Origin of the sequence: Streptomyces aquilus (assembly GCF_003955715.1) — a bacterium.
Lineage (GTDB): Bacteria > Actinomycetota > Actinomycetes > Streptomycetales > Streptomycetaceae > Streptomyces > Streptomyces aquilus.
On record NZ_CP034463.1, the window covers coordinates 9,390,738 to 9,415,819 of the forward strand.

Here is a 25,082-nt window from a genome sequence, read left to right on the forward strand (position 1 = left end):
GAGTCAGTGACGCTCCGACGAGGAGGAAATCCGTATGGAACTCCGTATGGAACAGAGGGACAGCCGGACCGGACCGCCGACGCTCGGCGTGGGCATGGTCGGTTACGCGTTCATGGGCGCCGCCCACTCACAAGGTTGGCGCACCGTTGGGCACGTGTTCGACCTGCCGCTGCGACCGGTCCTGGCCGCGATCGCCGGCCGCGACGCGCACGCCGTGCGGGCGGCGGCCGACCAGCACGGCTGGGCCGCGGCGGAGACCGACTGGCGCGCCCTCATCGCCCGCGACGACGTACAGCTCGTCGACGTCTGCACACCGGGCGACAGCCACGCGGAGATCGCCATCGCGGCACTGGAGGCGGGCAAGCACGTCCTGTGCGAGAAGCCGCTGGCCAACTCGGTCGCCGAGGCGGAGGCCATGGTCGCGGCCGCCGAAGCGGCCCGGGCCCGTGGGCAGTTGGCGATGGTGGGCTTCAACTACCGGCGCGTGCCCGCCCTCTCCTTCGCCCGCCGCCTCATCGCCGACGGCAGGCTCGGAGCGCTGCGTCACCTGCGGGTCAGCTACCTCCAGGACTGGCTGGTCGACCCCGACTTCCCGCTCACGTGGCGGCTTCAGCGCGAGCATGCCGGGTCGGGGGCGCTCGGCGACCTCGGCGCCCACATCGTCGACCTCGCGCAGTATCTGACGGGGGAGCCGCTGGTCGGGGTCTCCGCCCAGGTGGAGACGTTCATCAAGGAACGTCCGCGTCTGGACGGTGCCTCCTCGGGCCTGACCGCTTCCGCCGGCTCCCGGCGCGGGCCGGTGACCGTGGATGACGCGGCCGTCTTCACCGGCCGGTTCTCCTCGGGGACGCTCGCCGTGTTCGAGGCCACCCGGATGGCGTCGGGCCGCAAGAACGCCCTGCGGCTGGAGGTGAACGGCGAGCTGGGTTCGCTCGCCTTCGACCTGGAGCGGCTCAACGAACTGTCCTTCCACGACCACCAGGAGCCCGCCGCGACCGCGGGGTTCCGCAGGATCGTCGTCACCGAACCGGATCACCCCTATCTGGAGGGCTGGTGGCCGCCGGGCCACGGCCTCGGCTACGAGCACAGTTTCGTCCACCAGGCCCGCGACCTCGTCGAGGCCATCGCGTCCGGCACGGACCCGATGCCGTCCTTCGCGGACGGGCTCCAGGTGCAGCGGGTGCTCGCCGCGGTGGAGGAGAGCGCGGAGAAGAACTCCGTGTACACCCCCGTCCAAGCCGTCGAGGCCCCGACGACCTCCTTCGACTCCGCCGTCGCAGGTGGCGACAACTGACCGACGCCGAAGCGGGGTTGCCATCCCCCAACCTCGCTTTGTCCTCGCCCGGGAAGAAGTTCGCCTTCTTCATGCACAAGGGGTTCCCGCCACAGACGAACGGGGCTACGGTCCCTTTCGTGCACAGGAACCACACAGTGGTTCGACACTGACGGCGCCAACAGGCCGTACGGCAGACCCCCGCCCCTATGCCGGCGGTGGGCGGGAGGCCTCCGAGCCCCCACCCACCGTCCTCCACATCACCTCGGCACAGCGACATGGCAGGGAGGCAGTTCGTGAACAACGACGTGAACGCATCGCAGCCCCGGACCGGCGAGCGTCCCGCGCGCACCGGCGTCTGGTTCGTCGGAGCCCGCGGATCGGTCGCCACCACCGCCGTCACCGGATGCGCGGCGGTCACCGCCCGACTGCACGCGCCGACCGGCATGGTCACCGAGACGCAGCCGTTCGACGGCACCGGTCTGCCGCCCCTTTCCACGCTCGTCTTCGGCGGGCACGACACCACCCACTGCCCGCTGCCCAAGCGGGCCGAACAACTCACCGAGGCAGGCGTCCTGCCGCACGGACTCGCCCCCGCCGTACGCGCCGAACTCCGCGCCGCCGACGAGGCGATACGCATCGGCGGCCCGCTCCCGGACGACCCGCGCGGCGACGAGGAGCTCATCGCCGACTTCGCCGCCGACCTCACCTCGTTCCGCGAGCGCCACGCACTGGCCCGCGTGGTCGTGGTCAACGTCTCCTCCACGGAGCCGCTGCCCGCACCGGACGCCGTACGCCTGCCGGCCAGCTCCCTCTACGCGGCCGCCGCCGTGCGCGCCGGCTGCCCCTACGTCAACTTCACGCCGTCCACCGGGCTGCGCACCCCGGCCCTGACCGAAGCCGCCGCGGCCGCCGGACTTCCCCACGCGGGACGCGACGGCAAGACCGGCCAGACGCTGCTGCGGGCCGCGCTCGCCCCGATGTTCGTCCAACGCGCCCTGCACGTCAGGGCCTGGTCCGGCACCAACCTGCTGGGCGGCGGCGACGGGGCGGCGCTGGCCGACCCGGGCGCGGCCGCGGCGAAGAACGCCGGCAAGGAACGCGTCCTGGCCGACACCCTCGGGCACACCCCGCAGGGCGAGGTGCACATCGACGACGTCCCCGTGCTCGGCGACTGGAAGACCGCCTGGGACCACGTGGCCTTCGAGGGCTTCCTCGGCTCGCGCATGATCCTCCAGACCATCTGGCAGGGCTGCGACTCGGCCCTGGCCGCTCCGCTCGTGCTGGACCTGGCCCGGCTGGTCGCCCGCGCCCACGAGGCGGGCCTGTCCGGCCCCCTCCCGGAGCTGGGCTTCTACTTCAAGGACCCCGACGCGGGTCCGTCCGGGCTGACGGAGCAGTTCACCGCGCTGCTGTCGTTCGCCGACCGGCTGCGAAACGCTTCTTGATCCGTCATCCCCGCGCGGCAGCAGCCCACGGCCGCGTCCCCTCACGAGCGACGACGAAGGTCCGCTCGTTCTGAACTCCACCCCCCGCGCGCAGTGTTCGGCCGCCCAGCGGCCACCTCCTGCCGCTCGCCGGTCCTCTTGCGAGACGGCGTCCGGCAGGCACCCGCAGCATCGCGACAACGAAAGTGAGACCCCTGTGACCGCGTTCAACGACGAAGCCGTCACCGGCGACGCCCTGCGCCGCACGCTCGGCGTCAGCCGCCGCCGCTTCCTCAGCACCTGCACCGCCACCGCCGCCGTGGCGATCGCCGCCCCGGTCTTCGGCGCCTCGCCCGCGCTCGCGCAGGACAGATCGGAAGCCGCCGCAGGCGACCGGGGACGTTCCGCTCTGGTGCCCCCGCACAAGCGCGGCATCATCCTCTACACCGTCCGTGACGCCGTCGGCCGCGACCCGCTCGCCTCCGACCTGCCCTCCGGTTTCCGCGAGGTGTTCCGGCAGCTGTCCCGATTCGGCTACCGCCAGGTGGAGTTCGCGGGCTACGGCCAGCACGCCAACGCGCCGGGCGGCGCCGACCTGGGCACGGTGGCGGGCGCGAAGCTCATGCGCTCCTGGCTCGACGAGTACGGCCTGCGGGCGCAGGGCAGCCACGGCTACATCCCGCCGTCCTGGCCGCTGACCTCGTCCGACCTCGACACGTTCAAGCGTTTCCTGGAGATCGCCAACATCCTCGGCATGGAGCACATGGGGACCGGCGCCGACCCCACCAACACCCCCTACCGCGCGGACTGGGACGTGGCCGCGGAGAAGTGGAACACCCTGGGCGCCATCGCCCGCGGCGAGGGCATCAAGCTCTACACCCACAACCACGACGCGGCCTACGACTTCCTCCTCGACGGCGGCCCGCTCGACGCCCAGGGCAAGCCGACCCGCAGCTCCGGCATCCGGAAGCTGGAGTACTTCCTGAAGGTGACGGACCGCAAGAACGTGTACCTGGAGCTGGACGTGTTCTGGGCACACGTGGCCCAGTACAAGTTCCACACGTACACCGCCCACGACGGCTCACAGCGCGAGGACGTGTTCGACCCGGCCGCGCTCGTGGTCCGCAACACCAACCGCTTCCCGCTCTTCCACGCCAAGGACGGCGTCGTGAACCTCCAGAGCGGCCTGGGCTACGACATGGTGCCCTTCGGCACGGGCGACATCGACTACCGCAGGTTCTTCACCCGGGTGGGCGCGAAGAACTACCACAACCCGATGGTCGAGCAGGACAACGCACCGAGCACGACCGTGCCGGGCCAGTCCCTGGACTTCGCCAAGATCGGCTACGACAACCTCGCGGCTCTGCGTGCCTGCAACTGACGCCATGTCACCCACTGTTCAGACCAAAGGAGTTCTGAGTGCGTAACAGACGGATCGTCACCCTCGTCGGGGCGGCCGCGTTGGCCGGAGCCGTCGGGCTGCTGCCTCTTCCCGCGGCCCAGGCCCACCCGTCGGACCCCACACCGCCGACTTCGTCGGACTTCCAGAAGGTCACCCTCAACGACCGTCCGGGCGAGCCCATGGCCCTGGCCGTCCTGCCCGACCGGCGGGTGCTGCACACGGCACGCACCGGCGAGGTCCGCATCCACGACCCCAAGAGCGGCGTCAACTTCCTTGCCGCCGACATGAAGAAGAGCCCCGCCGGGCTCTACCAGCACGACGAGGAGGGCGTGCAGGGCATCGCCGTCGACCCCGGCTTCGCCAAGAACCACTGGGTCTACCTCTACTACTCGCCGCGCCTCGACACCCCCATGGACGACCCCGCCACACCGGGCGTCAACGAGGGCGACGCACCGCAGTTCGGCACGGCCGCGGACTTCGCCAAGTACAAGGGCGTCACCCGGCTCTCGCGGTTCAAGCTCGTCGGCAACAAGCTCGACTACAACACCGAGCAGAAGATCCTCGACGTGCCCGCCGACCGCGGCATCTGCTGCCACGTCGGCGGCAAGATCGACTTCGACCACAAGGGCAACCTGTTCCTGTCGACCGGCGACGACTCCAACCCGTTCTCCTCCGACGGCTACGCCCCGCTCGACGACCGCCCCGACCGCAACCCCGCCTACGACGCGCGCCGCACCGCGGGCAACACCAACGACCTGCGCGGCAAGGTCCTGCGCATCAAGGTCAAGCGCCACGGCGGCTACGCGATACCCGACGGCAACCTCTTCGCGCCGGGCACCGCGAAGACCCGGCCCGAGATCTACGCCATGGGCCTGCGCAACCCCTTCCGCTTCGGCGTGGACGACAAGACCGGTGAGGTCTACGTCGCCGACTACTCACCCGACGCCAACACCGCCAACCCCGGCCGCGGCCCCGCCGGCCACGGACGCTGGATGGTCATCGACCGCCCCGCCAACTACGGCTGGCCGTTCTGCGTGACCCGGGACATGCCCTACCAGGACTACGACTTCGCCACCCAGACCTCCAGCGGCGCCTTCAACTGCGCCAAGCCGCTCAACGACTCCCGCCACAACACCGGCCGCAGCGTGCTGCCCCCGGTCGAGAACGCGGAGATCGTCTACGGCTACGGCGCCTCCGCGGAGTTCCCCGAACTCGGCACCGGCGGCATCGGCCCGATGGGCGGCCCGGCGTACCGCTACGACAAGCACAACAAGGCCGCCAACCGCTGGCCCCAGTACTTCGACGGCAAGCCGCTCTTCTACGAGTGGACCCGCGACCAGATGAAGGCCCTGACCCTCGGCAAGAACAACGAGGTCCAGAAGATCGAGGACGCGATCCCCGGGATCACCACGGACGGCCCGATCGACGCCGAGTTCGGCCCCGACGGGGCGCTGTACGTCCTGGAGTACGGCACCGGCTACTTCGCGGAGCTGCCCGAGGCCCAGCTCTCCCGCATCGACTTCGTCCGGGGCAACCGCACCCCGGAGCCCAAGGTCGCGGCCGACGTCGTCAACGGCACCAGCCCGCTGACGGTCAAGTTCTCCAGCGCCGGCACCAAGGACGCCGACGGCGACGCCCTGCGCTACGCCTGGGACTTCGACGCCGACGGCACCGTGGACTCCAGGGAGGCCAACCCGACGCACACCTTCGACAAGAACGGGGTCTACGACGCCACGCTGAACGTCACCGACAGCACCGGCCGCTCGGCCTCCGCCTCGGTTCCGGTCGTGGTCGGCAACAAGGCCCCGGTCGTCTCGCTCACCACCGACCCGGCTCCGCACGGCGGCACGCCGTTCCACTGGGGTGACACGGTCACCTGGCAGGTCACCGTCACCGACGACCAGCCCGTGGACTGCGCCAAGGTCAGCGTCTCCTTCATCCTCGGCCACGACACCCACGGCCACCCGCTGTCCACCAGCAACGGCTGCTCCGGCTCCTTCAAGACGTTCGTGGACGGCGGTCACTCCGGCTCGGACAACCTGAAGGCGGTCTTCAACGCCACCTACACGGACACACCCCCGGCGGGCCTGCCGTCCCTCTCGGGCAGCGCCGAGGTCGCCCTGACCCCGGAGGACTGACCGACTGACGACGCCAACACACCAGCGGGGCGCCCTCACCAGGGCGCCCCGCGCTCGGCGTCCTCCTACGCCGCAGGCTGCCCGTCCACGGGGATGTCCAGCTGGTCGGCGACCGTCGTGAGGGCGGTCCCGAGAGGGAGCGCGACGCGGGTGACGGCGAACGGGTCGCCCCGCGTCGGATCCCGGTTGATGATGAACACCCGCTTGTCGGCCTGGGCCGCCTGGCGGACGAATCTGAGCCCCGACATCACCGTCAACGAGGAGCCCAGCACCAGCAGCGAGGACGCCTCACCGACCAGCCGCCGGCAGTGCTCGATCCGGTGGACCGGCACCGGCTCACCGAAGAACACCACGTCCGGTTTGAGCACGCCGTCGCATTCCGCGCAGGGTACGACCCGGAAGTCACCGACCTGCTCATCGGTGAGATCGGCGTCACCGTCGGGGTTGATCTCCGCGACCGTCGGCGCGAATCCGGCGTTGGCCGCCTCCAGCCGTACGGCGAGGTCGCGGCGCGGACTGGTCGCTCCGCACGACAGACACACGACCCGGTCCAGTCGCCCGTGCAGATCCACGACGCCCTGAGTGCCGGCGGCCTGGTGCAGACCGTCGACGTTCTGCGTGATCACACCCGAGAGCACCCCGTGCCGCGCGAACGCGGCCACGGCCCGGTGACCGGCGTTGGGCAGCGCGCGCCCGAACGTGCGCCACCCGAGATGGCTGCGCGCCCAGTACCGCTGCCGGGCGCGCGGGCTGGAGGTGAAGTCCTGGTAGGTCATCGGGGTGTGCCGGCTGAGACTTCCGCCCTCGCCCCGGTAGGCGGGGATGCCCGACTCCGTGGAGATGCCCGCCCCACTCAGTACGAGGACACCACCGGCGCGTACCGCCTCGACCACCGGCCGCAGATCAGTGGTGCCCGGCGGCAGGTCGGAGGGAGGGGTCCAGTGAAGGGTGGGACGCATCCGCATGTCCGCCAGCGTACGAAACCGCGCGGGGCTTCGGCTCCTGATCCGCTAGGCGCCCTCGTGGGCGTCGCGCAGGGAACGGACCATGCCCTGGAGGAGCCGGAACGCGTCCGCCTGTTCGCTCTCGCTCAGCCCGGCCAGCATTCTGGCCTCGACGGAACGGACGGCTGCGCTCGCCTTCTCGAGGCTTCGTAGGCCGCTCGGTGTGAGCCGTGTGGGCAGCGCCTTCCCGACGGGTGCCTCCGCGGGCCTGGTCACGTAGCCGTCCCGTTCCAGGGCCTGGAGCAGCACGTTCATCGTCTGCCGGGTCACGAACGCGCCCCGCGCGAGTTCGGAGTTCGACAAGCCCGGTCGCTGCGCCAGCAGTTCGAGGCAGGAGTAGTGCGTCACGCTCATGCCGAGCGGTCGCAGCACTTCCTCCATCGCCGTGCGCAGAGCGCTCGACGCTTCCTTGAGCAGGTAGCCCAGTGACGTCTCCAGGTCGATGCCGACCCCTTCTTGACCCATGTCAGTATTCTGACATACCGTGCTGCGTGTCAGAAAACTGACACGTAACGAAGGAGCGTCACCATGCCCGCCACCGGTCCCGACTTCATCTCGCTCCAAGTGCGCGACCTCGACGCCTCCCAGGCGTTCTACGAGCGGTACCTGGGCCTCGTCCGCTCACCGGCCGGACCTCCGCACGCCGTCGTGTTCGAGACCAAGCCGATCGCGTTCGCCCTCCGTGACGTCCTTCCCGGCACTGATCTCGCCTCCGTCGCCCAGCCCGGCATCGGTGTCGCGATCTGGCTCCACGCCACCGACGTCCAGGCCGCCCACGACGCGCTCGCCGCCGACGGCCACACCATCGTCTCCGCGCCGATCGACGGCCCCTTCGGCCGGACCTTCACGTTCGCCGACCCCGACGGTTACCAGGTCACGCTCCACGACCGCGCCTGACCGACCTCGGCCCGGCAGCCCGCCCGGCAACACGTCAGGACGGCTGGACCTCGTCGAAGAGGGCGAGGGCCTGGGCGGGGTCGGGGCTCACGAGGCGTTCCAGGCCGGCCGCCGTCATCCTCGCCCACCGGCCCGCTCGCGCCCACATCTGTTCCTCGAAGGCGCGGACGACGGTGTCCAGGTCTTCCGGCTGGGCGGCGATGGCCTCGGCGAGTTCGGCGCCCTCCAGCATCGCGAGGTTCGCGCCCGCCCCCAAAGGCGGCATCAGGTGGGCGGCGTCCCCCAGGAGCGTCACCCCGGGCACGTGAGTCCAGGTATGGGACACGGGCAGGACGTACAGCGGGCGAGGGGCGAAAACACCGCCGCGGCGCAGAAGGTCGAGGACGGGAGCGGCCCAGCCGTCGAACAGCGCCAGGAGGCTCGACCTGACGGACTCGACGTCGGACAGGTCCAGGTCCCTGTGCCAGTCCAGCGGCACCCGGAACTGGGCGTACACCTTGACGTGGCCACCGCTGTTGCGCTGGGCGACGAGACCTCGGTTCACCCCGTACACGGCCAGTGAGCCGTCACCGACCAGCCGGGCCAGGTCGGGATGCCGGGCGTCGATGTCGTCGAGGGAGGTCTCCACCGCGGTGACCCCCGTGTAGTGCGGTGTCACCGACGAGACGGCCGGACGGACCCGTGACCAGGCGCCGTCCGCGCCGATCACCAGGTCGTACACCTCCTGCCGCCCGTCCTCGAAGCCGACGAGCACGCCGTCGTCGGCCTTGGGTGCCACCTCTGCCACGCCCCGACCCCACTGGACGTCGAGCGGGCCGAGCAGCAGGTCGCGGAGCTGCCCCCGGTCGATCTCCGGGTTGGCCTCGTCGCCCGGACGGGGGCGCCAGTCGCGCAGGGCGGTCCCGTCCGTGTCCAGGATGCGCATGGCCTGCCCCTCGGGGCGGGACAGCGTCCGGAACTCCGCCAGCAGCCCCGCCTTGTCCAGGGCGAGCTGCCCCAACCCCGCGTGCAGGTCCAGCGTGCCGCCCGGAGGGCGGGCATCGGGGGCGGGATCGCGCTCGAGGACGGTGACGGAGTGGCCATGGCGGTGCAGGACACGGGCGAACGTGAGACCGGCGGGACCGGCTCCGACCACGGCGATACGATGCCTCATGTCGATACACTGTATTGCCCCGATACACTGCATCGCAACAGTACGATGTGGCCATGACTGTGTGGGACCGGCCGGAGCCGCCGACGCGCCCCGTGCCGCTCGACCGGGAGCGGATCGTCGCCGCCGCCGTCGCGCTGGCCGACGAGGGCGGACTGGACGAGGTGTCGCTGCGCAAGGTCGCCGCCCGGCTGAAGGCCGGACCGATGCGGCTGTACGGCTACATCGCCACCAAGGAAGAGCTGTTCGACCTGATGGTGGACGAGGTCCAGGCCGAGATCCTCCCCGAAGCGCCGCCCGGTGACTGGCGGGAGACGCTGCGCGTCCTCGCCCACCGCACCCGGCAGACCGTGCTCCGCCACGAATGGCTGGCCGACCTGCTCGGCGGCCGTCCGACCCTCGGCCCGAACGGCCTCGCCGTGACCGAGGCCAGACTGGCGGCCCTGCACGGCCTCGCCGACATCGACACTGTCCTGCGCGCCGCGGAGACGGTGAGCGCCTACACCACCGGTGCGATCAGACGTGAGGTGGCGAACCTGCGGGCCGAGCGCGCCACGGGCCTGTCCAAGAGCGACTGGCAGCGCGCCAACGGCCCGCACGTGACGAGGATGCTGGCCACGGGACGCTTCCCGGCGCTGTCCAAGGCCGTGCACGAGGCCACGCACGTGGACGCCGAGGAATCCTTCGAGGCCGGCCTGGACTGGGTCCTGGACGCCGTGGCCGCCAAACTCGCCCGGCCCTGAGCGCCTTCGCCGAGCCCGCGAAGGGGATGCCGGCGACGACCCGAGCCGTGCGGATCAGGGCAGGAAGTCGGCGACGAGTGCGGCGAACTCGTCCGGCTCCGCCAGCCGGACGCCGAGGTCCTCGGCCTTGGCGCGCTTGGAGCCGGCGCCCTCACCGGCGACCACCAGGGTCGTCTTCTTGGAGACGCTGGAGGAGGAGCGGCCGCCCGCACGTTCGATGAGCTCGTTCATCTGGTTGCGGGAGAGCTTCTCGAGAGCGCCGGACATCGAGCCGGTGACGACGACGGTCATCCCCGCCAGCGGCAGGTCCGCGGCCGCGGCGTCCTCGGGCGCTTCGGCAGGGTCGGCGTCCGCCGCGGGCGGCGGCGTCGCGCCGGGTTCGGTCATGTTGACCCCGACCGCGACGAGCTTGTCGATGAGCGGGGCCAGTTCGGCGAGTTCGGCGACGATGGACGGCGCCTTCTCCGTGCCGATGCCCTCCACCTGCTGCATCGCCTCGGCGTCGGCGGCCCGGATGTGGTCCATGGTCGCGAAGTGCCGGGCGATCCGCCGGGACATCGACCGGCCGGTGCCCCGCACCCCGAGCGCGCACAGCACCCGGGACAACGGCTGGCCCTTGGCCGCGGCCAGCGCGGCCAGCAGGTTGTCGGTGCTGGTCTCGCCCATCCGCTCCAGGGCCAGGAGCTGCTCACGGGTGAGGGTGAACAGATCGGCGAGATCGGCGACCAGACCGGCGTCGACGAGCTGGACGACCCGGGTGTGTCCCAGGCCCTCGATGTCGAGCTGGTCGCGGCCCGCGGCGTAGGACAGGGAGGCGACCAGGTGGCAGTTGCGGCCGTTGGTGCAGCGCCAGCGCTGCTCGCTGGTGTCGATGTCCGACCCGCAGCGCGGGCACACCTCGGGGAAGACGATGGGCTGCTCGTCGCCGGTGCGCAGATGGGCGACGGGGGCTTCGACGCGGGGGATGACATCGCCGGCCCGATAGACCATGACGTGGTCGCCCAGGCGCAGGTCGCGCCGGGTGATGTCGGCCGGGTTGTGCAGGGTGGCGTAGGTGATGGTGGAGCCGTCGATCTCGACCGGTTCCAGGACCGCGCGCGGGGCGATGATGCCGGTGCGGCCCACGTTCCACTCCACCTCCAGCAGCCGCGTGATCTTCTCCACGGCCGGCAGCTTGTAGGCGATCGCCCACCGCGGGGCACGGCTGCCGGAACCGGCGGCCTGCTGGTCGGCGGCCAGGTCGGCCTTGATGACGACGCCGTCGATCCCGAACGGCAGCTCGGCGCGCAGCGCGGCGATCTCCTCGACCCGGGCCAGGACCTCCTCGACGCCGTCGGCGGTGGTACCGGGCACGGCGGTCGACGCGGTGGTGTTCACCCCCCACGCGGCGGCCTGTGCCATCAGGTCGCTGTGCGCGCTCTCGCCGAGCCGGTCGGCGAGAGCGGTGTCGGTGCCGGGCAGCGGGAGCAGCCCGTAGCCGAAGAACGTCATCGGCACGGTGTAGGCACGGTCCTTGGCGCGCAGGGTGCCGGCCGCGGTGTTGCGCGGATTGGCGAACGGCTGACCGCCGTGCTGTGTGCGCACCTCGTTGGCGTGCTCGAACTGGGCCGTCGTCATCAGGACCTCGCCGCGGACCTCCACGGTGACCGGCTCGGACAGGGTGTCGGGCAGGCCCTCGATGGTGCCGATCGCATGGCTGACATCCTCCCCGGCCGTGCCGTCCCCGCGGGTGATCAGCTGTCTCAGACGGCCGTGGGTGTAGCGGGCGGCGATCGCCAGCCCGTCGAGCTTCGGCTCGCTGCTGAAACGGGTGACGTCATGGCCGATACGGCGCGCCAGCGAGGCGGCCCAGGTGGTGAACTCCTCGGCGGAGAAGACGTTGTCGAGACTGAGCATCGGCACCGTGTGCGGGACGTCCCCCTCCACCGCGCCGCCGGCGACCTTGCCCGTGGGGGAGTCGGGGAGCACCTGCTCGGGGTGGGCGTCCTCCCACTGCGCGATGCCGCGCACCAGCCGGTCGTAGGTGTCGTCGTCCAGGGGTGAGGTGCCGCCCTCGTAGTAGGCGGCCGCGGCCTTCACCGCGTCCTCGACCGCCTGTGCGTAGGCGGCGGCATCCACGATCTGTGCAGCTGGTGTCGTCATGCGGATCATCTTGCACGCCGCCACTGACAACACCCCGCCACCGGCCGGCGCGGGACGCGAGCGCCACGAGCCGGCCGGTGATCATGACGACTGTCAGACGCGGTCGGCCGCGATCAGCACGTACTGGAAGGAACCGTCCCGGTACGACTCGATGAACGCCTCCTCGATCCCGGTGACCAGCGAGGACGTCGCCCGCAGCTCCCAGTAGGGCAGGGTGTCCGGGGTCAGGTCGATCACGGTCTGCGGCACGAGCCGGTTGTCGGCCATGGCCCGCAGATACTCACGCCGCGAATGGATGTTGCACTCGAAGTGGGCGTTGATCTGGGAGACCCACTTCGACGGCTGGCCGTAGCGGGGGTTCCAGCAGCCGGTGATGGTCACGTACCGGCCGCCCACCTTCAGGAAGCGGGAGTGCTCGGCGAACAGGTCGTGCAGGTCGACGTACATGGTCGACTCGTTGTTCCACGACGCGGTGACGCTGCCCTTCTCGAAGGGGGTGTCGAGCATGTTGCACACCCGGGAGCGCACATGGCCTTGGATCCGCAGGTCCCGTGCCCGCCCGTTGCCGAACTCGGCCTGGGTGGCGGACAGCGTGACGCCCTCGACCTTGCAGCCGAAGCGCTGGTGGGCCATGACCATGGAGCCGCCGCGTCCGCAGCCGGCGTCGACGAGGGTGTCGTCGGCGGTGACGGGGCCGAGGTGGTCGAGGAGGAACTCGGCCTGGGCGGACTCCAGTCGGTGCAGCTCGGCGATGAGCTTCTTCTCGTACTCGCTGTGTTCCGGGTCGCCGAGGGCTTCGTGGTTGACGGCGCCGATGCCGTAGTGGTGGTGGTAGAGCCCGTCCACGTCACCGAGGCGCAGGTTCACCGGCCTCGCCTCGTTGTTCCAGTACCGAGCGATGTCCCCCTGGTAGGGGGTCGCGGGGGCCGGGATCGTCGCAGAGACGGTGGGGGTGATTTCTGTGGTCACTGAGTGTCCGTTCCTTACCAGAAAGCGGGCAGGCTGTAGCGGAAGGTGTTGGTGCGATGCCAGTCGTGGTTGCCGTCGACCCAGGTGGCCACGCCCTTGAGGAAGCGCACCACGGGGGGCAGCGGGCAGGCCGCGGCCAGTTCGGCCGCCGCCGCCTCGAAGGCGTGCATGAGGTCGTTGTGGACCTCGACCGCCTTGAGATAGGCGTCGCGCTCCGAGAGCTTCTCCCGTTCGGCGATCACGACGGGCAGGTTCAGGTGCCGGCCGGGGCCGGCGAGTTCCTTGGTGTACGAGTACAGGTCGTTGACGATCGTGGTCGCGTTGCCGGCCAGGGCGATGACGCGCTGCATCTCCGGCCGGGCGTGCAGGTCGGCTGGTAGCTCGTAGCCTCCGATGGTGTCGGTGATGGTGGGGCAGGGGCGGAAGTTGTTGAACTGGCGCATGGCCAGGTACTCCCACACCTCCGGGACATGATCGGTCTCGGCCCAGGCGGCCTCGGCCAGGTAACCCAGGTGCAGCCGGGCCATGTCGTGGCGGTAGCGGTCGACCTGGGAGGGCGAGGCCATGGCGGTGAAGTAGTCCATGGCACTGCGATAGGCGCGCCGCGGCGGGTCCGAGCCGAGCGACTCCAGCCAGGCCGGCGCGTACTCCGGGGTGGTGTGGAGCGGGTCGAGCGCGGTGTGGGCCAGCAGGAGACGGCCGCCGAGGCCGACGGGTGAGCCGCCGTGGTCCTCGCAGTAGCAGTCGTCCACCGCGTTCTCCGCGACCATCAGCCGGGTGGCGATCATGAGGTGGTCGACCGTGGGGGCGTCGGGATGGCAGCCGACCATGTACCGGCCGACCGAGAAGCCGTCGAACTGCCCCTCCCACTCCTCGGGATAGAGCTGGACCTCGTCCTCGGCCCAGCGCTTGATCCGCCGGCTCACCTCCTCGACGCGCAGCGGGTCGGGTTCCGGGATCGGGTGGTGGTAGAGGCCGGGTACGGCCTGTCCTTCGGCGGGTGGCGCGGGGGCCGGGGGCGCCGGGACGGATTCCGGCGGCGGCCGATGCGCGGTGCGGGCGAGGGACAGCGAGGCCGTGCCCAGGCCGGTGGGTCCGCCCAGGACCCGCTCGACCCCCGACGCGGACTCGGGTACGGCCTCCGGAGCAGCCTCCGGCAGGGGTGGAGCGGCCGATTCCGCGACGGCGACCGGCGGTGACGGAGCCGTACCGGTTGAACTGCCCGCCAGTGACAGCGAGTTGGTGCCCAGGCCGGTGGGCCCGCCCAGGACCCGCTGAAAGACGGGTTCGGCAGGCGTGGCGGGCGGCGTGCCGGTGACCGGCGGCGGGGGAGCGGTCGTCGGATGCAGTACGGCCTCAAGTCCGAAGGCAGCCGCGGTGATCGGAAGACCGGGGACGGCCGGCGTGGGTACCTCCGGCGCGGCGCCGGAAGGCAGCGACCGCTGCCCGGGGATGGACGGTCCAGGGGGCCCGGATTCGGGCATCCACTACTCCTTGTCGTGGTGTCGGGGACGGGCTCGTACAGCGCGCCGGGGGCGTCAGTCGCGACCGCGGGCGATCTGCACGTTCTCCATGACGCCGAGCGCGTCGGGCACGAGCACCGCGGCGGAGTAGTACGTGCTGACGAGATAGGACATGACCGCCTGCTCGTTGATGCCCATGAAGCGCGCCGAGAGCCCCGGCTCGACCTCGTCCGGCAGTCCGGTCTGCCACAGGCCGATGACCCCTTGGTTCTTCTCGCCGGTGCGCAGGGCGATGATGGAGCTGGTCTGCTCCTTGCTGATCGGGATCTTGTTGCAGGGCAGGATCGGAACCCCGCGCCAGGCCGGCACGGACTGTCCGCCGACATCGACGTGGTCCGGGTAGAGCCCGTAGGCGTTGAAGCCGCGGCCGATGGCGGCGATCGTCCTGGGATGGGCGAGGAAGAACTTGGTGCCGCGACGGCGGCAGAGCAGATCGTCCATGTCGTCCGGGGTGGGCGGACCGGAGTGGGTCTGGATGCGCTGCTTGAAGTCGGCGTTGTGGAGCAGTCCGAACTCACGGTTGTTGATGAGCTCGTGTTCCTGGCGCTCACGCAACGCCTCGATGGTCAGCCGGAGTTGCTCCTCGGTCTGGTTCATCGGCCCGTTGTAGAGGTCGGCCACCCGGGTGTGGATTCTCAGGACGGTCTGCGCGACGGAGAGTTCGTACTCCCGGGGCTGCAACTCGTAGTCCACGAAGGTGTTCGGCACGTCGACCTCGCCGACATGACCGGCCGACAGGGCGATCTCGGCCTCGCCGTGTTTGTTCTGCGGTCGCCGGGTGCCGGAGTCGAACTCGGCGACATGGGCCTGGAGACCGGGAGCGGAGTCCCGTACGGCGGCGAAGTCGGCGCGGGACAGGGTGAGGAGGGTGCCGGAGGTCTCGGCGGTGGCCGTGCAGTCGTGGCGGGCGTCCGCGTCGAGGAGGGCGTTCTCACCGAAGTGGGCACCGTCGGCGAGGACCCCGAGGGCGATCTCCCCGCCGTACTGGCCCTCACCGGACTGGCTGATCCGCCCGTGGGCGATCAGATGGATGCGGTCGGCCGGGCTGCCGCGCGAGACGATGACCTCGCCGGCGACGAAGTCGCGCTGTGCGCAGCGGTCGGCGAGCGCGGTGAGGACGTCCAGGTCCTCGAAGCCCCGCAGCAGGGCCAGTTCACCGAGTTCACGGGGGATCACCCGGACCGCGGCCCCCTCCTGCACGAACTCGATGCGACCGTCGCCGACGGTATGGCGCAACCGGCGGTTGACCCGGTAGGCGCCGCCCTTGGTCTCGACCCAGGGGAGCATCCGCAGCAGCCAGCGGGAGGTGATCTCCTGCATCTGCGGGGCGGACTTCGTGGTGGTGGTGAGGTTGCGTGCGGCGGCGGTGCTCAGGGACTGCTGCGGCGCGGCTGGTGCGGCCTCGGTCTCCGGGCTGCTGTCCACGGTCATCGGGGTGGGCTGCTCCTTGCGTGGCCGGGCGGCCGGCGCACAGCTGTACGCCGGCCGGGAGTCGGGGAGTGTGCGGCAACGGGACGGGACGGCGGCGGTGATCCATCCACCCGCAGGACCGTAACGACCGGTTGCGCCGCATCGCCCGGAGAAGCCAGCTGCTTCCTTCGAAGCGGTGACAATCATTCGAATGCGGTTTATCGACCCAAGAGCGACATCGCGCCACTCTTTCCGGACCGCTACGCCCCCTACCGGCCTCCCACCAGGCCGAACGGCGCCCAGCGGCAACCGAGTCGTACATGATCAAGCCGCGAACCTCGCCGCTCTCACCCCTGTCCCGGTTTCACGGCCGGCACCGGGACGGGCATGGTCGCTGGTACGCGACCTCGTGGACGAGACGCAAGCCGGCAGGAAGGAAGACCAACCGTGATCCTCCCGAAGGTCAGGGACCCCCGCTTCGTGACGCTCCGCCGCGGCGGCACCCTCACCGACGCCGATCACCATCTCCTCGCCCTCTGGGCGGCAGCCTGCGCGGAGCACGTCCTCCACCTCTTCGAGACGGCTCGGCCCGAGGACCCGCGTCCGCGTCAGGCCATCGAGCACGCCCGCGCCTGGACGCGCGGCGAGGTCAAGATGATGGAGGCCCGGGCGGCGGGCGGCCATGCCATGGGCGCCGCCCGCGACCTGCGGGGAGCGGCACGGCACGCCGCTTACGCCGCCGGCCAGGCCGCGGTCGTCGCCCACGTCGCCGCGCACGAACTCGGCGCGGCCGCCTACGCGATCAAAGCCGTACGTGCCGCCGCGCCGAAAGCCGAGAGCGAGGCGGCGGGACGACGCGAATGCCAGTGGCAGCGTGACCAGCTCCCGGAGACGATCCGCGAACTGGTCCTCGACGACCAGCGGTTGCGCAACGACATCTGCTGGTCCGTCTTCGACTGCTGACCCCACCCGGCCGCCGGCTGTACGGGCGGGCCCTCCCTTCAGGCCGCCGTGCCGAAAACCCACTCGGTGGATTCGGCCCGCCGCCGACCGCGGTGATGAGTTGTCGCGCCCGCATCCGTCATACCTACGACGGGGCTCGACGAGGCGGAAGGACGATGTGATGAGCGCGGACACGCGGCTGGACGAGCCGAGCGGGAGCGGGCTGGGTGAGGCCGACGAGCCGGCGTTCTCGGGGCTGGCGGAGCGGCATCGGCGGGAGCTGCATGTGCACTGCTACCGGATGCTCGGGTCGTTCGAGGACGCCGAGGACGCCGTGCAGGAGACGTTCCTGCGGGCCTGGCGACGCCGGGAGACCTTCCAGGGACGGTCGACGTTCCGGGCCTGGCTGTACCGGATCGCCACCCGTACCTGCCTGGACCTGCTCGCCAAACGCCGCCCGGAGCCCGCGACCGGAGGCGAGGTGCCGTGGCTGCAGCCCTACCCCGACCGACTGCTCGACGAGCTGCCCGCGGCTGACGCGGACGAGCCCGAGGCCGTCGTCGTCGCGCGCGAGACGATCGAGCTCGCGTACCTGGTCGCTGTCCAGCACCTCGCGCCGCGTCCGCGGGCCGTGCTGATCCTGCGGGACGTGCTCGGCTGGTCGGCGAGAGACGTCGCGGAGGCCCTCGGGGACTCGGTCAACTCCGTGAACAGCGCGCTGCAACGGGCCCGCGCCGGCATGCGCGAGCACCTGCCCGCCGAGCGGCAGGACTGGACCGGCGGGCAGGAGGACGCCGTCACGCGGGAGCTGGTGCGCCGCTACACCGAGGCCAGCGTGGTCACCGACGTCCCGGCGCTCGCCGTACTGCTGCGCGACGACGTCCGCTGCTCGATGCCGCCCACGCCGGGCCTGTGCGTCGGCCGGGACGCGGTGGTGAACGACTGGGTCACCAGCGGCTTCGAGGGCATGAAGGGCCTGCGTACCGTTCTCACGGCCGTGAACCGGCAGCCCGCCGTCGCCTTCTACCTCTGGCACGAGCGGGAGGGCGCCTACCTGCCGCTGACGATCGACGTCCTGCGTGTCATCGACGGGTCGATCGCCGAGATCATCACCTTCCACGACGACCGGTTCCCACGGCTCGGGCTGCCGGAGCGCCTGCGGGCCGAGGGAGCACCATCATGAGCGGCATGAACGAAGTCGGCGTCGTCGCGGACCCGGCATCCGACCGGACCGGCAACGCCCACCCGTTCCGCCGGCTCGCCGCGACCGGCTGCCTGGCCGCACTCGCGGCGATGGCGGCCACCACCGTCACCGCGGGGCTGGCCCAGGCCGGCGGCGTGGACTTCGAGGTCCCCGATGGCGGCGAGACGATCCCGTTGCCCGGGTTCGCCGTGGTGACCGGCTTCTTCTCGGTCGTGGGCGTCGCGACAGCCATGGCGCTCCTTCGCTGGAGCACCCGCCCCGCCCAGCGATCCGTGTGGACGGCGCTGTCGCTGACGGTGATCTCGTCGGTCCCGCCCCTGATCTCCGGGGCCGACACCACGACCGCCATCACCCTCGTCGGGCTCCACCTCCTCGCCGCGGCGGTGATGATCCCTGCCCTGGTACGCGGCCTGAGAGGGGCGTTGGCGGTGCTCCGCCCGCTGGGATAGGTTGCGGACATGACTACCGGGACGGCATCGCGCCACGCACGGACAGGTGACCCGGTGCTGTTCTGAGCGCCGAACGGGCCGGTGTGGGCCCGCTGTTCGAACGGGGATATCGCGCCGCCGCGCGGGCTCCTCCTCCGTCGTGTTGATCACACGCTCGACACATCAACCACGACAGGAGAGTTCATGACCGTCACAACGCTGCGCATTCCCACCGCGGACGGCCAGGCCGATGCCTTCGCCGCCCGCCCCGACCACGGCGCGCAGCACCCCGGGGTGCTGATGTACCCGGACGGCTTCGGCATCCGGCCCGTGCTGCGGGACATGGCCCGTCAACTGGCCGCACACGGCTACTACGTGCTCGTGCCCAACCCCTTCTACCGGCACGGCCCGGCACCGGTGATCGACCTCCCCGAGCACATCGGAGAAGCGGCCCGGCCCGCGGTCTTCGCCCAGTTGATGCCCCTGATCGAGGCGCACACCAAGGAACGCGCCCTGAGCGACGCGAACGCCTACCTGAGGTTCCTCACCGCTCAGCCCGAGGTCGGCGCCGGACCGGTCGCGGTGACCGGCTACTGCATCGGCGGCCTGCTGGCGACACGCACCGCCGCGGCCCACCCGGGTCAGGTCGGCGCTCTCGCCGCGTTCCACGCTCCCGTGGGAGCCGACGGACCGGACAGCCTGGCCGAGCTCACCGCCGAGGTCCACTTCGGCCATGCCGAGAGCGACTTGCCGCCCGAGGCCCTCGGTGACCTCAACAAGGCCCTGGACGCGGCAGGTGTCACCTACACCTCCGAGATCTACCCCGGCACCGTCCACGGCTTCACCATGTCCGACACCGACGCCTTCGACGCCGACGCGCTGCGGCTCCACTGGGACCGGCTGCTGCCCCTTCTCGGCCGTACCTTGACCACCTGAGCCTCCGGCCCGGCGTCGTACGGCGCTTCAGAACGCCGACCGGATGATCCCCACCGTCCGCGCCAGATGCGGTTCGGCGCGGTCGGCGCGGTGGGCGACGGCCAGTTCCACGCGGGCGCCGGCCCCGGCCAGCGGCAGATAGGCCACGCCGTCGAGCGTCAGCGCGGTCACGGGCTCGGGGACGACGGCGACGCCGAGACCGCCGGCCACCAGCGTGATGAGCGTCGAGGTCTCGCCGACCTCGTGCCGGATGTGCGGCTCGACGCCGGCGTCCCGCAGCAGGCCCAGCACGACGTCGTACATCACCGACCGGCGGTCGGCCGAGTGCACGATCAGGTCGGCGCCGGCGAGGTCCGCGACACGCAGCCGCTTGCGCCCGGCGAGCCGGTGCCCGACCGGCACGGCGACCACGAGCCGGTCCCGGCGCAGGGTGTGCACCGTGAGGGACAGGTCGGCGGCCGGCGGGCGCAGCAGCGCGACGTCGATCGCGCCGGTGCGCAGCGCCTCGACCTGGTCGGGGGCGAGCATCTCGCCGCGGAAGGAGAAGTCGACGCCCGGGAGGTCCTCCGTGAGCCGTCGGGAGAGCGCCGGCAGCAGGCTGTACGTCGCCGACCCCACGCACCCGATCGCGAGGTGCCCCACCGACCCGGCGGCGACCCGGCGTGCGTGCTGGGCGGCCTCGTCGACCTCGGCGAGGATCGCGCGCGCCCGCTCCAGGTAGGCGCGGCCCGCCTCCGTGACGTCGACGCGGCGGGTGGTGCGGTGCAGCAGCTCGACGCCCAGTTCCGCCTCCAGCTGGCGGATCTGCTGGGACAGCGGCGGCTGCGCCATGTGCAGCCGCTCGGCGGCACGGCCGAAGTGACGCTCCTCGGCCACCGCGACGAAGTACCTGAGGTGCCGCAGATCCATATGTCGTCCATATCAATCGACTCGGATATACATACTTCAGGATATCTAGCAGGGGGACTAGCGTCGTAGCCATGAGCGCATTCCTCTACGCCGCGACCCGGACGCCGTTCGGCCGCTTCAACGGCGCGCTGGCCGGCGTCCGCCCCGACGACCTCGCCGCCGCCGCGATCACCTCGACGCTCGCCAAGGTGCCGCACCTCGACCCCGCCGCGATCGACGACGTGGTCTGGGGCAACGCCAACGGCGCCGGCGAGGAGAACCGCAACGTCGGCCGCATGGCGGCACTGCTCGCCGGGCTCCCGGTCAGCGTGCCCGGTACCACGGTCAACCGGCTCTGCGGCTCCAGCCTCGACGCGGCGATGACGGCCAGCCGCACGATCGAGTCCGGCGACGCCGAGGTGGTGCTGACCGGTGGTGTCGAATCGATGACGCGGGCGCCCTGGGTGCTGCCCAAGCAGGCGAAGCCGTTCCCGGTCGGCGATGTCACCGCGGTCTCCACCACGCTCGGCTGGCGGCTGGTCAACCCGCGCATGCCGAAGGAGTGGACGGTCAGCCTCGGCGAGGCCAACGAACAGCTCCGGGAGCGCTTCGACATCTCCCGTGCACGGCAGGACGAGTTCGCCGCCCGCTCCCACCAACTCGCCCACGCCGCCTGGGAGTCCGGCTTCTACGACGACCTCGTCGTGCCGGTCGACGGCGTGGACCTGACCCGCGACGAGGGCATCCGCGCCGGCTCCACGCCCGAGACGCTCGCCGGGCTCAAGCCGGTCTTCCGTACCCCGGAGCAGGGCGGCACCATCACCGCGGGCAACGCCAGCCCGCTCAACGACGGTGCCTCCGCCGTGCTGTTGGGCAGCGAGCAGGCGGCGGCCACGATCGGGACCGACCCGATCGCCCGCATCGCCGGCCGCGGCGTCATGGCCCTGGAGCCGCAGGCCTTCGGCTACGCCCCGGTCGAGGCCGCCAACCGTGCGCTGGCCCGGGCCGGGATCGGCTGGGACCAGGTGGGCGCGGTCGAGCTCAACGAGGCCTTCGCCGTGCAGTCCCTCGCCTGCCTCGACGCGTGGAAGATCGACCCCGCGATCGTCAACCAGAGGGGCGGCGCCATCGCCATCGGCCACCCGCTGGGTGCCTCGGGCGGCCGCATCCTCGCCACGCTGGCCAAGGTGCTGCGCGAGACGGGGCAGCGCTACGGCGTCGCCGCCATCTGCATCGGAGTCGGCCAGGGCCTGGCCGTCGTACTGGAGAACTGCGCTGCCACGGGGGAGGGCCGATGAGCCGGGCGGAGATCGTCGAGAGCGCGGACGCCGCGGTCGCCGGGATCGAGGACGGCTCCACCGTCCTCGTCGGCGGATTCGGCCTGGCCGGGATGCCGTTCGACCTGATCGACGCGCTCATCCGGCAGGGCGCGAAGGACCTGACGATAGTGTCCAACAACGCCGGCAACGGCGACGTCGGACTGGCCGCACTGCTGGCCGCCGGCCGGGTGCGCAAGGTGCTGTGTTCCTTTCCGCGCCAGGCCGACTCCTGGGTCTTCGACGACCTCTACCGCGCCGGGAAGATCGAGTTGGAGGTGGTGCCGCAGGGCAACCTCGCCGAGCGGATGCGCGCGGCCGGGGCCGGTATCGGCGCGTTCTACTGCCCGACCGCGGTCGGCACACCGCTCGCCGAGGGCAAGGAGGTGCGGGAGATCGACGGCCGCACGTATCTGCTGGAGTACCCGATCAAGGGCGACTACGCGTTGATCGGCGCCCATGTCGCGGACACGCTGGGCAACCTCGTCTACCGCAAGACCGCCCGCAACTTCGGACCGGTCATGGCCACCGCAGCCACGACGACCATCGTCCAGGTCGAGCAGGTCGTCGAGGCCGGCGAGCTCGACCCCGAGGCCGTCGTCACCCCGTCCATCTACGTCGACCGCATCGTCCAGGTGGCGGCCCGTCACTACACCGTCCAGGGGGCACGATGAGCACCGCGCACACCGACCACCGTCTCTCGATGGACGAGCTGGCCGCCGTCATCGCCCGCGACATCCCGGCCGGGTCCTTCGTCAACCTCGGCATCGGACAGCCCACCAAGATCGCCGACCATCTGCCGGCCGACTCCGGGGTGGTGCTGCACACCGAGAACGGCATGCTCAACATGGGCCCCAAGGCCGAGGGCGACGCGATCGACCCCGACCTGACCAACGCCGGCAAGGTCCCGGTGACCGAACTGCCGGGAGCGGCGTACTTCCACCACGCCGACTCCTTCGCCATGATGCGCGGCGGACATCTCGACGTCTGTGTCCTCGGCGCCTACCAGGTCGCCTTCAACGGTGACCTGGCCAACTGGACCACGGGAAGACCCGATGACATCCCCGCCGTCGGCGGCGCCATGGACCTCGCCATCGGCGCCAAGGACGTGTACGTGATGATGACCCTGTTCACCCGCACCGGCGAGTCCAAGCTCGTACCGCGGTGCACCTATCCGCTGACCGGCGTCGGCTGCGTCAGCCGCGTCTACACCGACCACGGTGTCTTCGACGTCGGCCCCGACGGCGTACGCATCCGGGAGACGTACGGCATCAGCGCCGACGAACTCGCGCACCGGTGCGGCATCGAGGCGTCCTAGCTCCTGGCACCCCGGTCAGGTGTGTGGGCGTGGCCTCACCAGGCCGCTCTGGTAGGCGATGACGACCAGTTGGGCGCGGTCGCGCGCGTCCAGCTTGGTCATGGCCCGATGGATGTGGCTGCGTACGGTCAGCGGGCTCACCACCAGCCGGTCGGCGATCTCGGAGTTGGACTTGCCGTGGGCGGCCAGGGCCACGACCTCGCGCTCGCGGTCGGTGAGGGCCTGGACGGCGTCGGGGAAGGTGAGGAAGCCGTCGGTGTCGGGCGTGGCCAGGAACCGGGCGATGAGGGCTTGGGTGGCGGTGGGCGACAGGAGGGCCTCGCCGGCCGCGACCGTGCGGATGCCGGCCAGCAGGACGTCGGGGCTGACGCCCTTGCCGAGGAAGCCGCTCGCGCCGGCCCGCAGGGCCTTGGCGACGTTCTCGTCGTTCTCGAAGGTGGTGAGGACGAGGATGTGGGTCCCTGACAGTTCCGGGCGGGCGCAGATGGCGGCGGTGGCGGACACTCCGTCGAGGTTCGGCATCCGGAGGTCCATGAGCACCACGTCGGGGCGGTGCTCGGCCACCAGGTCGACGGCCTCCTGACCGTCGGCGGCCTCGGCGACGACGGTCAGGTCCTCGGCGGAGTCGATGAGGATGCGGAAGGTGGCGCGCAGCAGCGCCTGGTCGTCGGCGAGCAGGACTCGGATGGTCATAGGGCAGGACTTTCAGGGGGACGGGTCGCGTGGCTGCCTTGACGGAGTTCCTCGAGGGTTTCCCGGAGGTCTTCCCCGAGATCTTCGTCGCGGTCGTCGAGCGGGAGGGTGCAGGCGACCTCGAAGCCGCCCTGGGGGCGGCGGCCCGCGTGGAAGGTGCCGCCCGCGGCGGTGGCCCGCTCGCGCATCGTGATCAGGCCGAACCCTCCCGTGATGTCCGGCGGGCCGCCGGGGGCCGCGTCGTTGGTGACGCTCAGGGTCAGCCGGTGCGGGGCGTAGGCGAGGCGGACGCGCGCGGCCGGGGTGGCGGCGTGTTTGCTGACGTTGGTGAGGGCTTCCTGGACGATCCGGTACGCCGTCAGGTCGAGCACCGGGGTGAGCCGGCGGGCCTGTCCCTCGACGCCGACGGTCACCGTCAGGCCGGCCGCCGCGCACGCGTCGACGAGCTCGGGCAGGTCGCGCAGGCCGGGCGCCGGGGTGAGGTCGTCGCCGTGGTCGGTGTCCTGGCGCAGCAGCCCGACCGTGGCCTTGAGCTCGTGCAGGGCGGCGGAGGTGGTCTGGGGCAGCTTGCCGATGATGGCCAGCGCCTGGTCGGGGTGGGTCGCTGCGAGATGGGCGGCGGTCGAGGCCTGGGCGTCGGCGAGGGTCAGGTGATGGGCGACCACGTCGTGCAACTCCCGGGCGATGCGCATCCGTTCCTGGAACACCCGGTGCCTGGCCTCCTCCTCCCGCTCCCGGGCGGCGTGTTCGGCGCGGGCGGCGGCGTACTCGCGGCGTACCCGGACGTAGCTGCCGAAGGCCGCGGCCAGCAGCACCCAGGCCGTCGGGTTGACGATGGAGAGGACGGGCGAGCTGTGGAACGGCGGGAAGAACAGCCCGGTGGCCACCATGCCGAGGGCGGCGGCCAGGGCGCTGTTCCAGGTGGTGCGGCGCGGAGCGTGCACGCTCAGGGAGTACTGCGCGGCCAGCAGCGGACCCATCAGAAGCGGCGTCAGCAGATAGCCGAGCGCGCCGATGCCCATGGCGCACAGCAGGGTGACGGCCAGCACCGGCAGCGGCCGGGCGCGTCGCCAGTGGAGTGCGGCACAGGCGACGACGGCCAGCGTGAGGGCCGGCCAGAGGGGTGGAGTGGCCATGATCCCGCGGGTGACCAGGACACCGCTGATCGTGGCCGCGGCGGCCAGCGCCAGCGCCCCCGCCTCGGCGGCTTGGGGGCGGGCCGCTGCCCAGCGCTGCCAGCTTGTGTTCATCGCACTCCGAGGAGGGGGGAGAAGGTCAT

Annotated in this window: 23 protein-coding genes; 13 read left to right on the plus strand and 10 right to left on the minus strand. The window is 71.3% G+C overall.

The window, feature by feature from the left end; all coding sequences use genetic code 11:
- Positions 1-46 precede the first annotated feature (46 nt).
- From EJC51_RS43020 to EJC51_RS43035, 4 genes are all read left to right on the plus strand, one after another.
- Positions 47-1,294 (plus strand): Gfo/Idh/MocA family protein, encoded by a 1,248-nt coding sequence (locus EJC51_RS43020; RefSeq protein WP_126276078.1) that lies wholly within the window; start codon positions 47-49, stop codon positions 1,292-1,294.
- A gap of 275 nt (positions 1,295-1,569) precedes the next feature.
- Positions 1,570-2,721, plus strand: coding sequence for an inositol-3-phosphate synthase (locus EJC51_RS43025; protein WP_126276079.1), 1,152 nt, complete (start codon positions 1,570-1,572; stop codon positions 2,719-2,721).
- 196 nt (positions 2,722-2,917) lie between these two features.
- Complete coding sequence (locus EJC51_RS43030) at positions 2,918-4,081, plus strand: sugar phosphate isomerase/epimerase family protein (protein WP_126276080.1); 1,164 nt, start codon at positions 2,918-2,920, stop codon at positions 4,079-4,081.
- Positions 4,082-4,119: 38 nt separating this feature from the next.
- Positions 4,120-6,240 carry a PQQ-dependent sugar dehydrogenase gene (locus EJC51_RS43035; RefSeq protein WP_126276081.1) on the plus strand — a complete coding sequence of 707 codons (2,121 nt, stop codon included), beginning with the start codon at positions 4,120-4,122 and terminating at the stop codon, positions 6,238-6,240.
- Between the two features lie 65 nt (positions 6,241-6,305).
- On the opposite strand, the gene EJC51_RS43040 is transcribed toward EJC51_RS43035, so the two are convergent.
- Together EJC51_RS43040 and EJC51_RS43045 are read right to left on the minus strand one after the other, a co-directional pair.
- Entirely contained in the window at positions 6,306-7,205 is a 900-nt protein-coding gene (locus tag EJC51_RS43040) for an NAD-dependent protein deacetylase (RefSeq protein WP_126276082.1), read from the minus strand.
- Positions 7,206-7,250: 45 nt separating this feature from the next.
- On the minus strand, positions 7,251-7,709 hold the full coding sequence (locus EJC51_RS43045) for a MarR family winged helix-turn-helix transcriptional regulator (protein ID WP_126276083.1): 459 nt from the start codon (positions 7,707-7,709) through the stop codon (positions 7,251-7,253).
- Between the two features lie 63 nt (positions 7,710-7,772).
- Here EJC51_RS43045 and EJC51_RS43050 point away from each other — a divergent pair, with 63 nt between their 5' ends.
- Positions 7,773-8,141, plus strand: coding sequence for a VOC family protein (locus EJC51_RS43050; protein WP_126276084.1), 369 nt, complete (start codon positions 7,773-7,775; stop codon positions 8,139-8,141).
- A 34-nt stretch (positions 8,142-8,175) separates the two neighbouring features.
- On the opposite strand, the gene EJC51_RS43055 is transcribed toward EJC51_RS43050, so the two are convergent.
- Entirely contained in the window at positions 8,176-9,294 is a 1,119-nt protein-coding gene (locus tag EJC51_RS43055; RefSeq protein ID WP_126276085.1) for an FAD-dependent oxidoreductase, read from the minus strand.
- Positions 9,295-9,347: 53 nt separating this feature from the next.
- Here EJC51_RS43055 and EJC51_RS43060 point away from each other — a divergent pair, with 53 nt between their 5' ends.
- Positions 9,348-10,034 (plus strand): TetR/AcrR family transcriptional regulator, encoded by a 687-nt coding sequence (locus EJC51_RS43060; RefSeq protein WP_126276086.1) that lies wholly within the window; start codon positions 9,348-9,350, stop codon positions 10,032-10,034.
- Positions 10,035-10,088: 54 nt separating this feature from the next.
- Here EJC51_RS43060 and ligA read toward each other — a convergent pair whose 3' ends face one another.
- The 4 genes from ligA to EJC51_RS43080 form a co-directional block, all read right to left on the minus strand.
- A complete protein-coding gene (ligA, locus tag EJC51_RS43065; protein ID WP_166682961.1) occupies positions 10,089-12,176 on the minus strand; it encodes an NAD-dependent DNA ligase LigA in 2,088 nt (695 codons plus the stop codon).
- A gap of 93 nt (positions 12,177-12,269) precedes the next feature.
- Positions 12,270-13,145, minus strand: a complete 876-nt coding sequence (locus tag EJC51_RS43070) for a geranyl diphosphate 2-C-methyltransferase (protein ID WP_126276087.1) — start codon at positions 13,143-13,145, stop codon at positions 12,270-12,272.
- Positions 13,146-13,159: 14 nt separating this feature from the next.
- Complete coding sequence (locus EJC51_RS43075) at positions 13,160-14,629, minus strand: family 2 encapsulin nanocompartment cargo protein terpene cyclase (RefSeq protein WP_126276088.1); 1,470 nt, start codon at positions 14,627-14,629, stop codon at positions 13,160-13,162.
- A gap of 54 nt (positions 14,630-14,683) precedes the next feature.
- On the minus strand, positions 14,684-16,099 hold the full coding sequence (locus EJC51_RS43080; RefSeq protein ID WP_126276089.1) for a family 2B encapsulin nanocompartment shell protein: 1,416 nt from the start codon (positions 16,097-16,099) through the stop codon (positions 14,684-14,686).
- 426 nt (positions 16,100-16,525) lie between these two features.
- Here EJC51_RS43080 and EJC51_RS43085 point away from each other — a divergent pair, with 426 nt between their 5' ends.
- The 4 genes from EJC51_RS43085 to EJC51_RS43100 all read left to right on the plus strand — a co-directional run bounded on the left by EJC51_RS43085 (position 16,526) and on the right by EJC51_RS43100 (position 19,588).
- Positions 16,526-17,041 (plus strand): putative immunity protein, encoded by a 516-nt coding sequence (locus tag EJC51_RS43085; protein WP_126276090.1) that lies wholly within the window; start codon positions 16,526-16,528, stop codon positions 17,039-17,041.
- A gap of 160 nt (positions 17,042-17,201) precedes the next feature.
- A complete protein-coding gene (locus tag EJC51_RS43090) occupies positions 17,202-18,203 on the plus strand; it encodes an RNA polymerase subunit sigma-70 (RefSeq protein ID WP_126276091.1) in 1,002 nt (333 codons plus the stop codon).
- Positions 18,200-18,673 carry a DUF6069 family protein gene (locus EJC51_RS43095; protein WP_126276092.1) on the plus strand — a complete coding sequence of 158 codons (474 nt, stop codon included), beginning with the start codon at positions 18,200-18,202 and terminating at the stop codon, positions 18,671-18,673. The genes EJC51_RS43090 and EJC51_RS43095 overlap by 4 nt, the downstream gene beginning before the upstream one ends.
- 183 nt (positions 18,674-18,856) lie before the next feature.
- Positions 18,857-19,588 (plus strand): dienelactone hydrolase family protein, encoded by a 732-nt coding sequence (locus EJC51_RS43100; RefSeq protein ID WP_126276093.1) that lies wholly within the window; start codon positions 18,857-18,859, stop codon positions 19,586-19,588.
- A 27-nt stretch (positions 19,589-19,615) separates the two neighbouring features.
- On the opposite strand, the gene EJC51_RS43105 is transcribed toward EJC51_RS43100, so the two are convergent.
- Positions 19,616-20,497: a LysR substrate-binding domain-containing protein gene (locus EJC51_RS43105; RefSeq protein WP_126276094.1), complete on the minus strand. Its 882-nt coding sequence runs from the start codon at positions 20,495-20,497 to the stop codon at positions 19,616-19,618.
- A 71-nt stretch (positions 20,498-20,568) separates the two neighbouring features.
- Between EJC51_RS43105 and EJC51_RS43110 the strand changes: the two genes are divergently transcribed.
- From EJC51_RS43110 to EJC51_RS43120, 3 genes are read left to right on the plus strand one after another with little or no spacing between them, the layout of a single operon-like run.
- Positions 20,569-21,774 carry a thiolase family protein gene (locus EJC51_RS43110; RefSeq protein ID WP_126276095.1) on the plus strand — a complete coding sequence of 402 codons (1,206 nt, stop codon included), beginning with the start codon at positions 20,569-20,571 and terminating at the stop codon, positions 21,772-21,774.
- On the plus strand, positions 21,771-22,466 hold the full coding sequence (locus EJC51_RS43115; protein WP_126276096.1) for a 3-oxoacid CoA-transferase subunit A: 696 nt from the start codon (positions 21,771-21,773) through the stop codon (positions 22,464-22,466). The genes EJC51_RS43110 and EJC51_RS43115 overlap by 4 nt, the downstream gene beginning before the upstream one ends.
- Positions 22,463-23,110 carry a 3-oxoacid CoA-transferase subunit B gene (locus tag EJC51_RS43120; protein ID WP_126276097.1) on the plus strand — a complete coding sequence of 216 codons (648 nt, stop codon included), beginning with the start codon at positions 22,463-22,465 and terminating at the stop codon, positions 23,108-23,110. Before EJC51_RS43115 ends, EJC51_RS43120 begins: the two co-directional genes overlap by 4 nt.
- A gap of 15 nt (positions 23,111-23,125) precedes the next feature.
- On the opposite strand, the gene EJC51_RS43125 is transcribed toward EJC51_RS43120, so the two are convergent.
- Positions 23,126-23,803 (minus strand): response regulator, encoded by a 678-nt coding sequence (locus tag EJC51_RS43125; protein WP_126276098.1) that lies wholly within the window; start codon positions 23,801-23,803, stop codon positions 23,126-23,128.
- Positions 23,800-25,053, minus strand: coding sequence for a sensor histidine kinase (locus tag EJC51_RS43130; protein WP_126276099.1), 1,254 nt, complete (start codon positions 25,051-25,053; stop codon positions 23,800-23,802). The genes EJC51_RS43125 and EJC51_RS43130 overlap by 4 nt, the downstream gene beginning before the upstream one ends.
- Positions 25,054-25,082 lie beyond the last annotated feature (29 nt).

Coding starts and splice junctions, on each gene's coding strand:
- EJC51_RS43020 (WP_126276078.1), top strand. CDS start 47: ATGGAACAGAGGGACAGCCGGACCGGACCGCCGACGCTCGGCGTGGGC.
- EJC51_RS43105 (WP_126276094.1), bottom strand. CDS start 20,497: ATGGATCTGCGGCACCTCAGGTACTTCGTCGCGGTGGCCGAGGAGCGT.
- EJC51_RS43045 (WP_126276083.1), bottom strand. CDS start 7,709: ATGGGTCAAGAAGGGGTCGGCATCGACCTGGAGACGTCACTGGGCTAC.
- EJC51_RS43060 (WP_126276086.1), top strand. CDS start 9,348: ATGACTGTGTGGGACCGGCCGGAGCCGCCGACGCGCCCCGTGCCGCTC.
- EJC51_RS43050 (WP_126276084.1), top strand. CDS start 7,773: ATGCCCGCCACCGGTCCCGACTTCATCTCGCTCCAAGTGCGCGACCTC.
- EJC51_RS43075 (WP_126276088.1), bottom strand. CDS start 14,629: ATGCCCGAATCCGGGCCCCCTGGACCGTCCATCCCCGGGCAGCGGTCG.
- EJC51_RS43095 (WP_126276092.1), top strand. CDS start 18,200: ATGAGCGGCATGAACGAAGTCGGCGTCGTCGCGGACCCGGCATCCGAC.
- EJC51_RS43120 (WP_126276097.1), top strand. CDS start 22,463: ATGAGCACCGCGCACACCGACCACCGTCTCTCGATGGACGAGCTGGCC.
- EJC51_RS43090 (WP_126276091.1), top strand. CDS start 17,202: ATGAGCGCGGACACGCGGCTGGACGAGCCGAGCGGGAGCGGGCTGGGT.
- EJC51_RS43110 (WP_126276095.1), top strand. CDS start 20,569: ATGAGCGCATTCCTCTACGCCGCGACCCGGACGCCGTTCGGCCGCTTC.
- EJC51_RS43115 (WP_126276096.1), top strand. CDS start 21,771: ATGAGCCGGGCGGAGATCGTCGAGAGCGCGGACGCCGCGGTCGCCGGG.
- EJC51_RS43055 (WP_126276085.1), bottom strand. CDS start 9,294: ATGAGGCATCGTATCGCCGTGGTCGGAGCCGGTCCCGCCGGTCTCACG.
- EJC51_RS43080 (WP_126276089.1), bottom strand. CDS start 16,099: ATGACCGTGGACAGCAGCCCGGAGACCGAGGCCGCACCAGCCGCGCCG.
- EJC51_RS43100 (WP_126276093.1), top strand. CDS start 18,857: ATGACCGTCACAACGCTGCGCATTCCCACCGCGGACGGCCAGGCCGAT.
- EJC51_RS43040 (WP_126276082.1), bottom strand. CDS start 7,205: ATGCGGATGCGTCCCACCCTTCACTGGACCCCTCCCTCCGACCTGCCG.
- EJC51_RS43125 (WP_126276098.1), bottom strand. CDS start 23,803: ATGACCATCCGAGTCCTGCTCGCCGACGACCAGGCGCTGCTGCGCGCC.
- EJC51_RS43130 (WP_126276099.1), bottom strand. CDS start 25,053: ATGAACACAAGCTGGCAGCGCTGGGCAGCGGCCCGCCCCCAAGCCGCC.
- ligA (WP_166682961.1), bottom strand. CDS start 12,176: ATGACGACACCAGCTGCACAGATCGTGGATGCCGCCGCCTACGCACAG.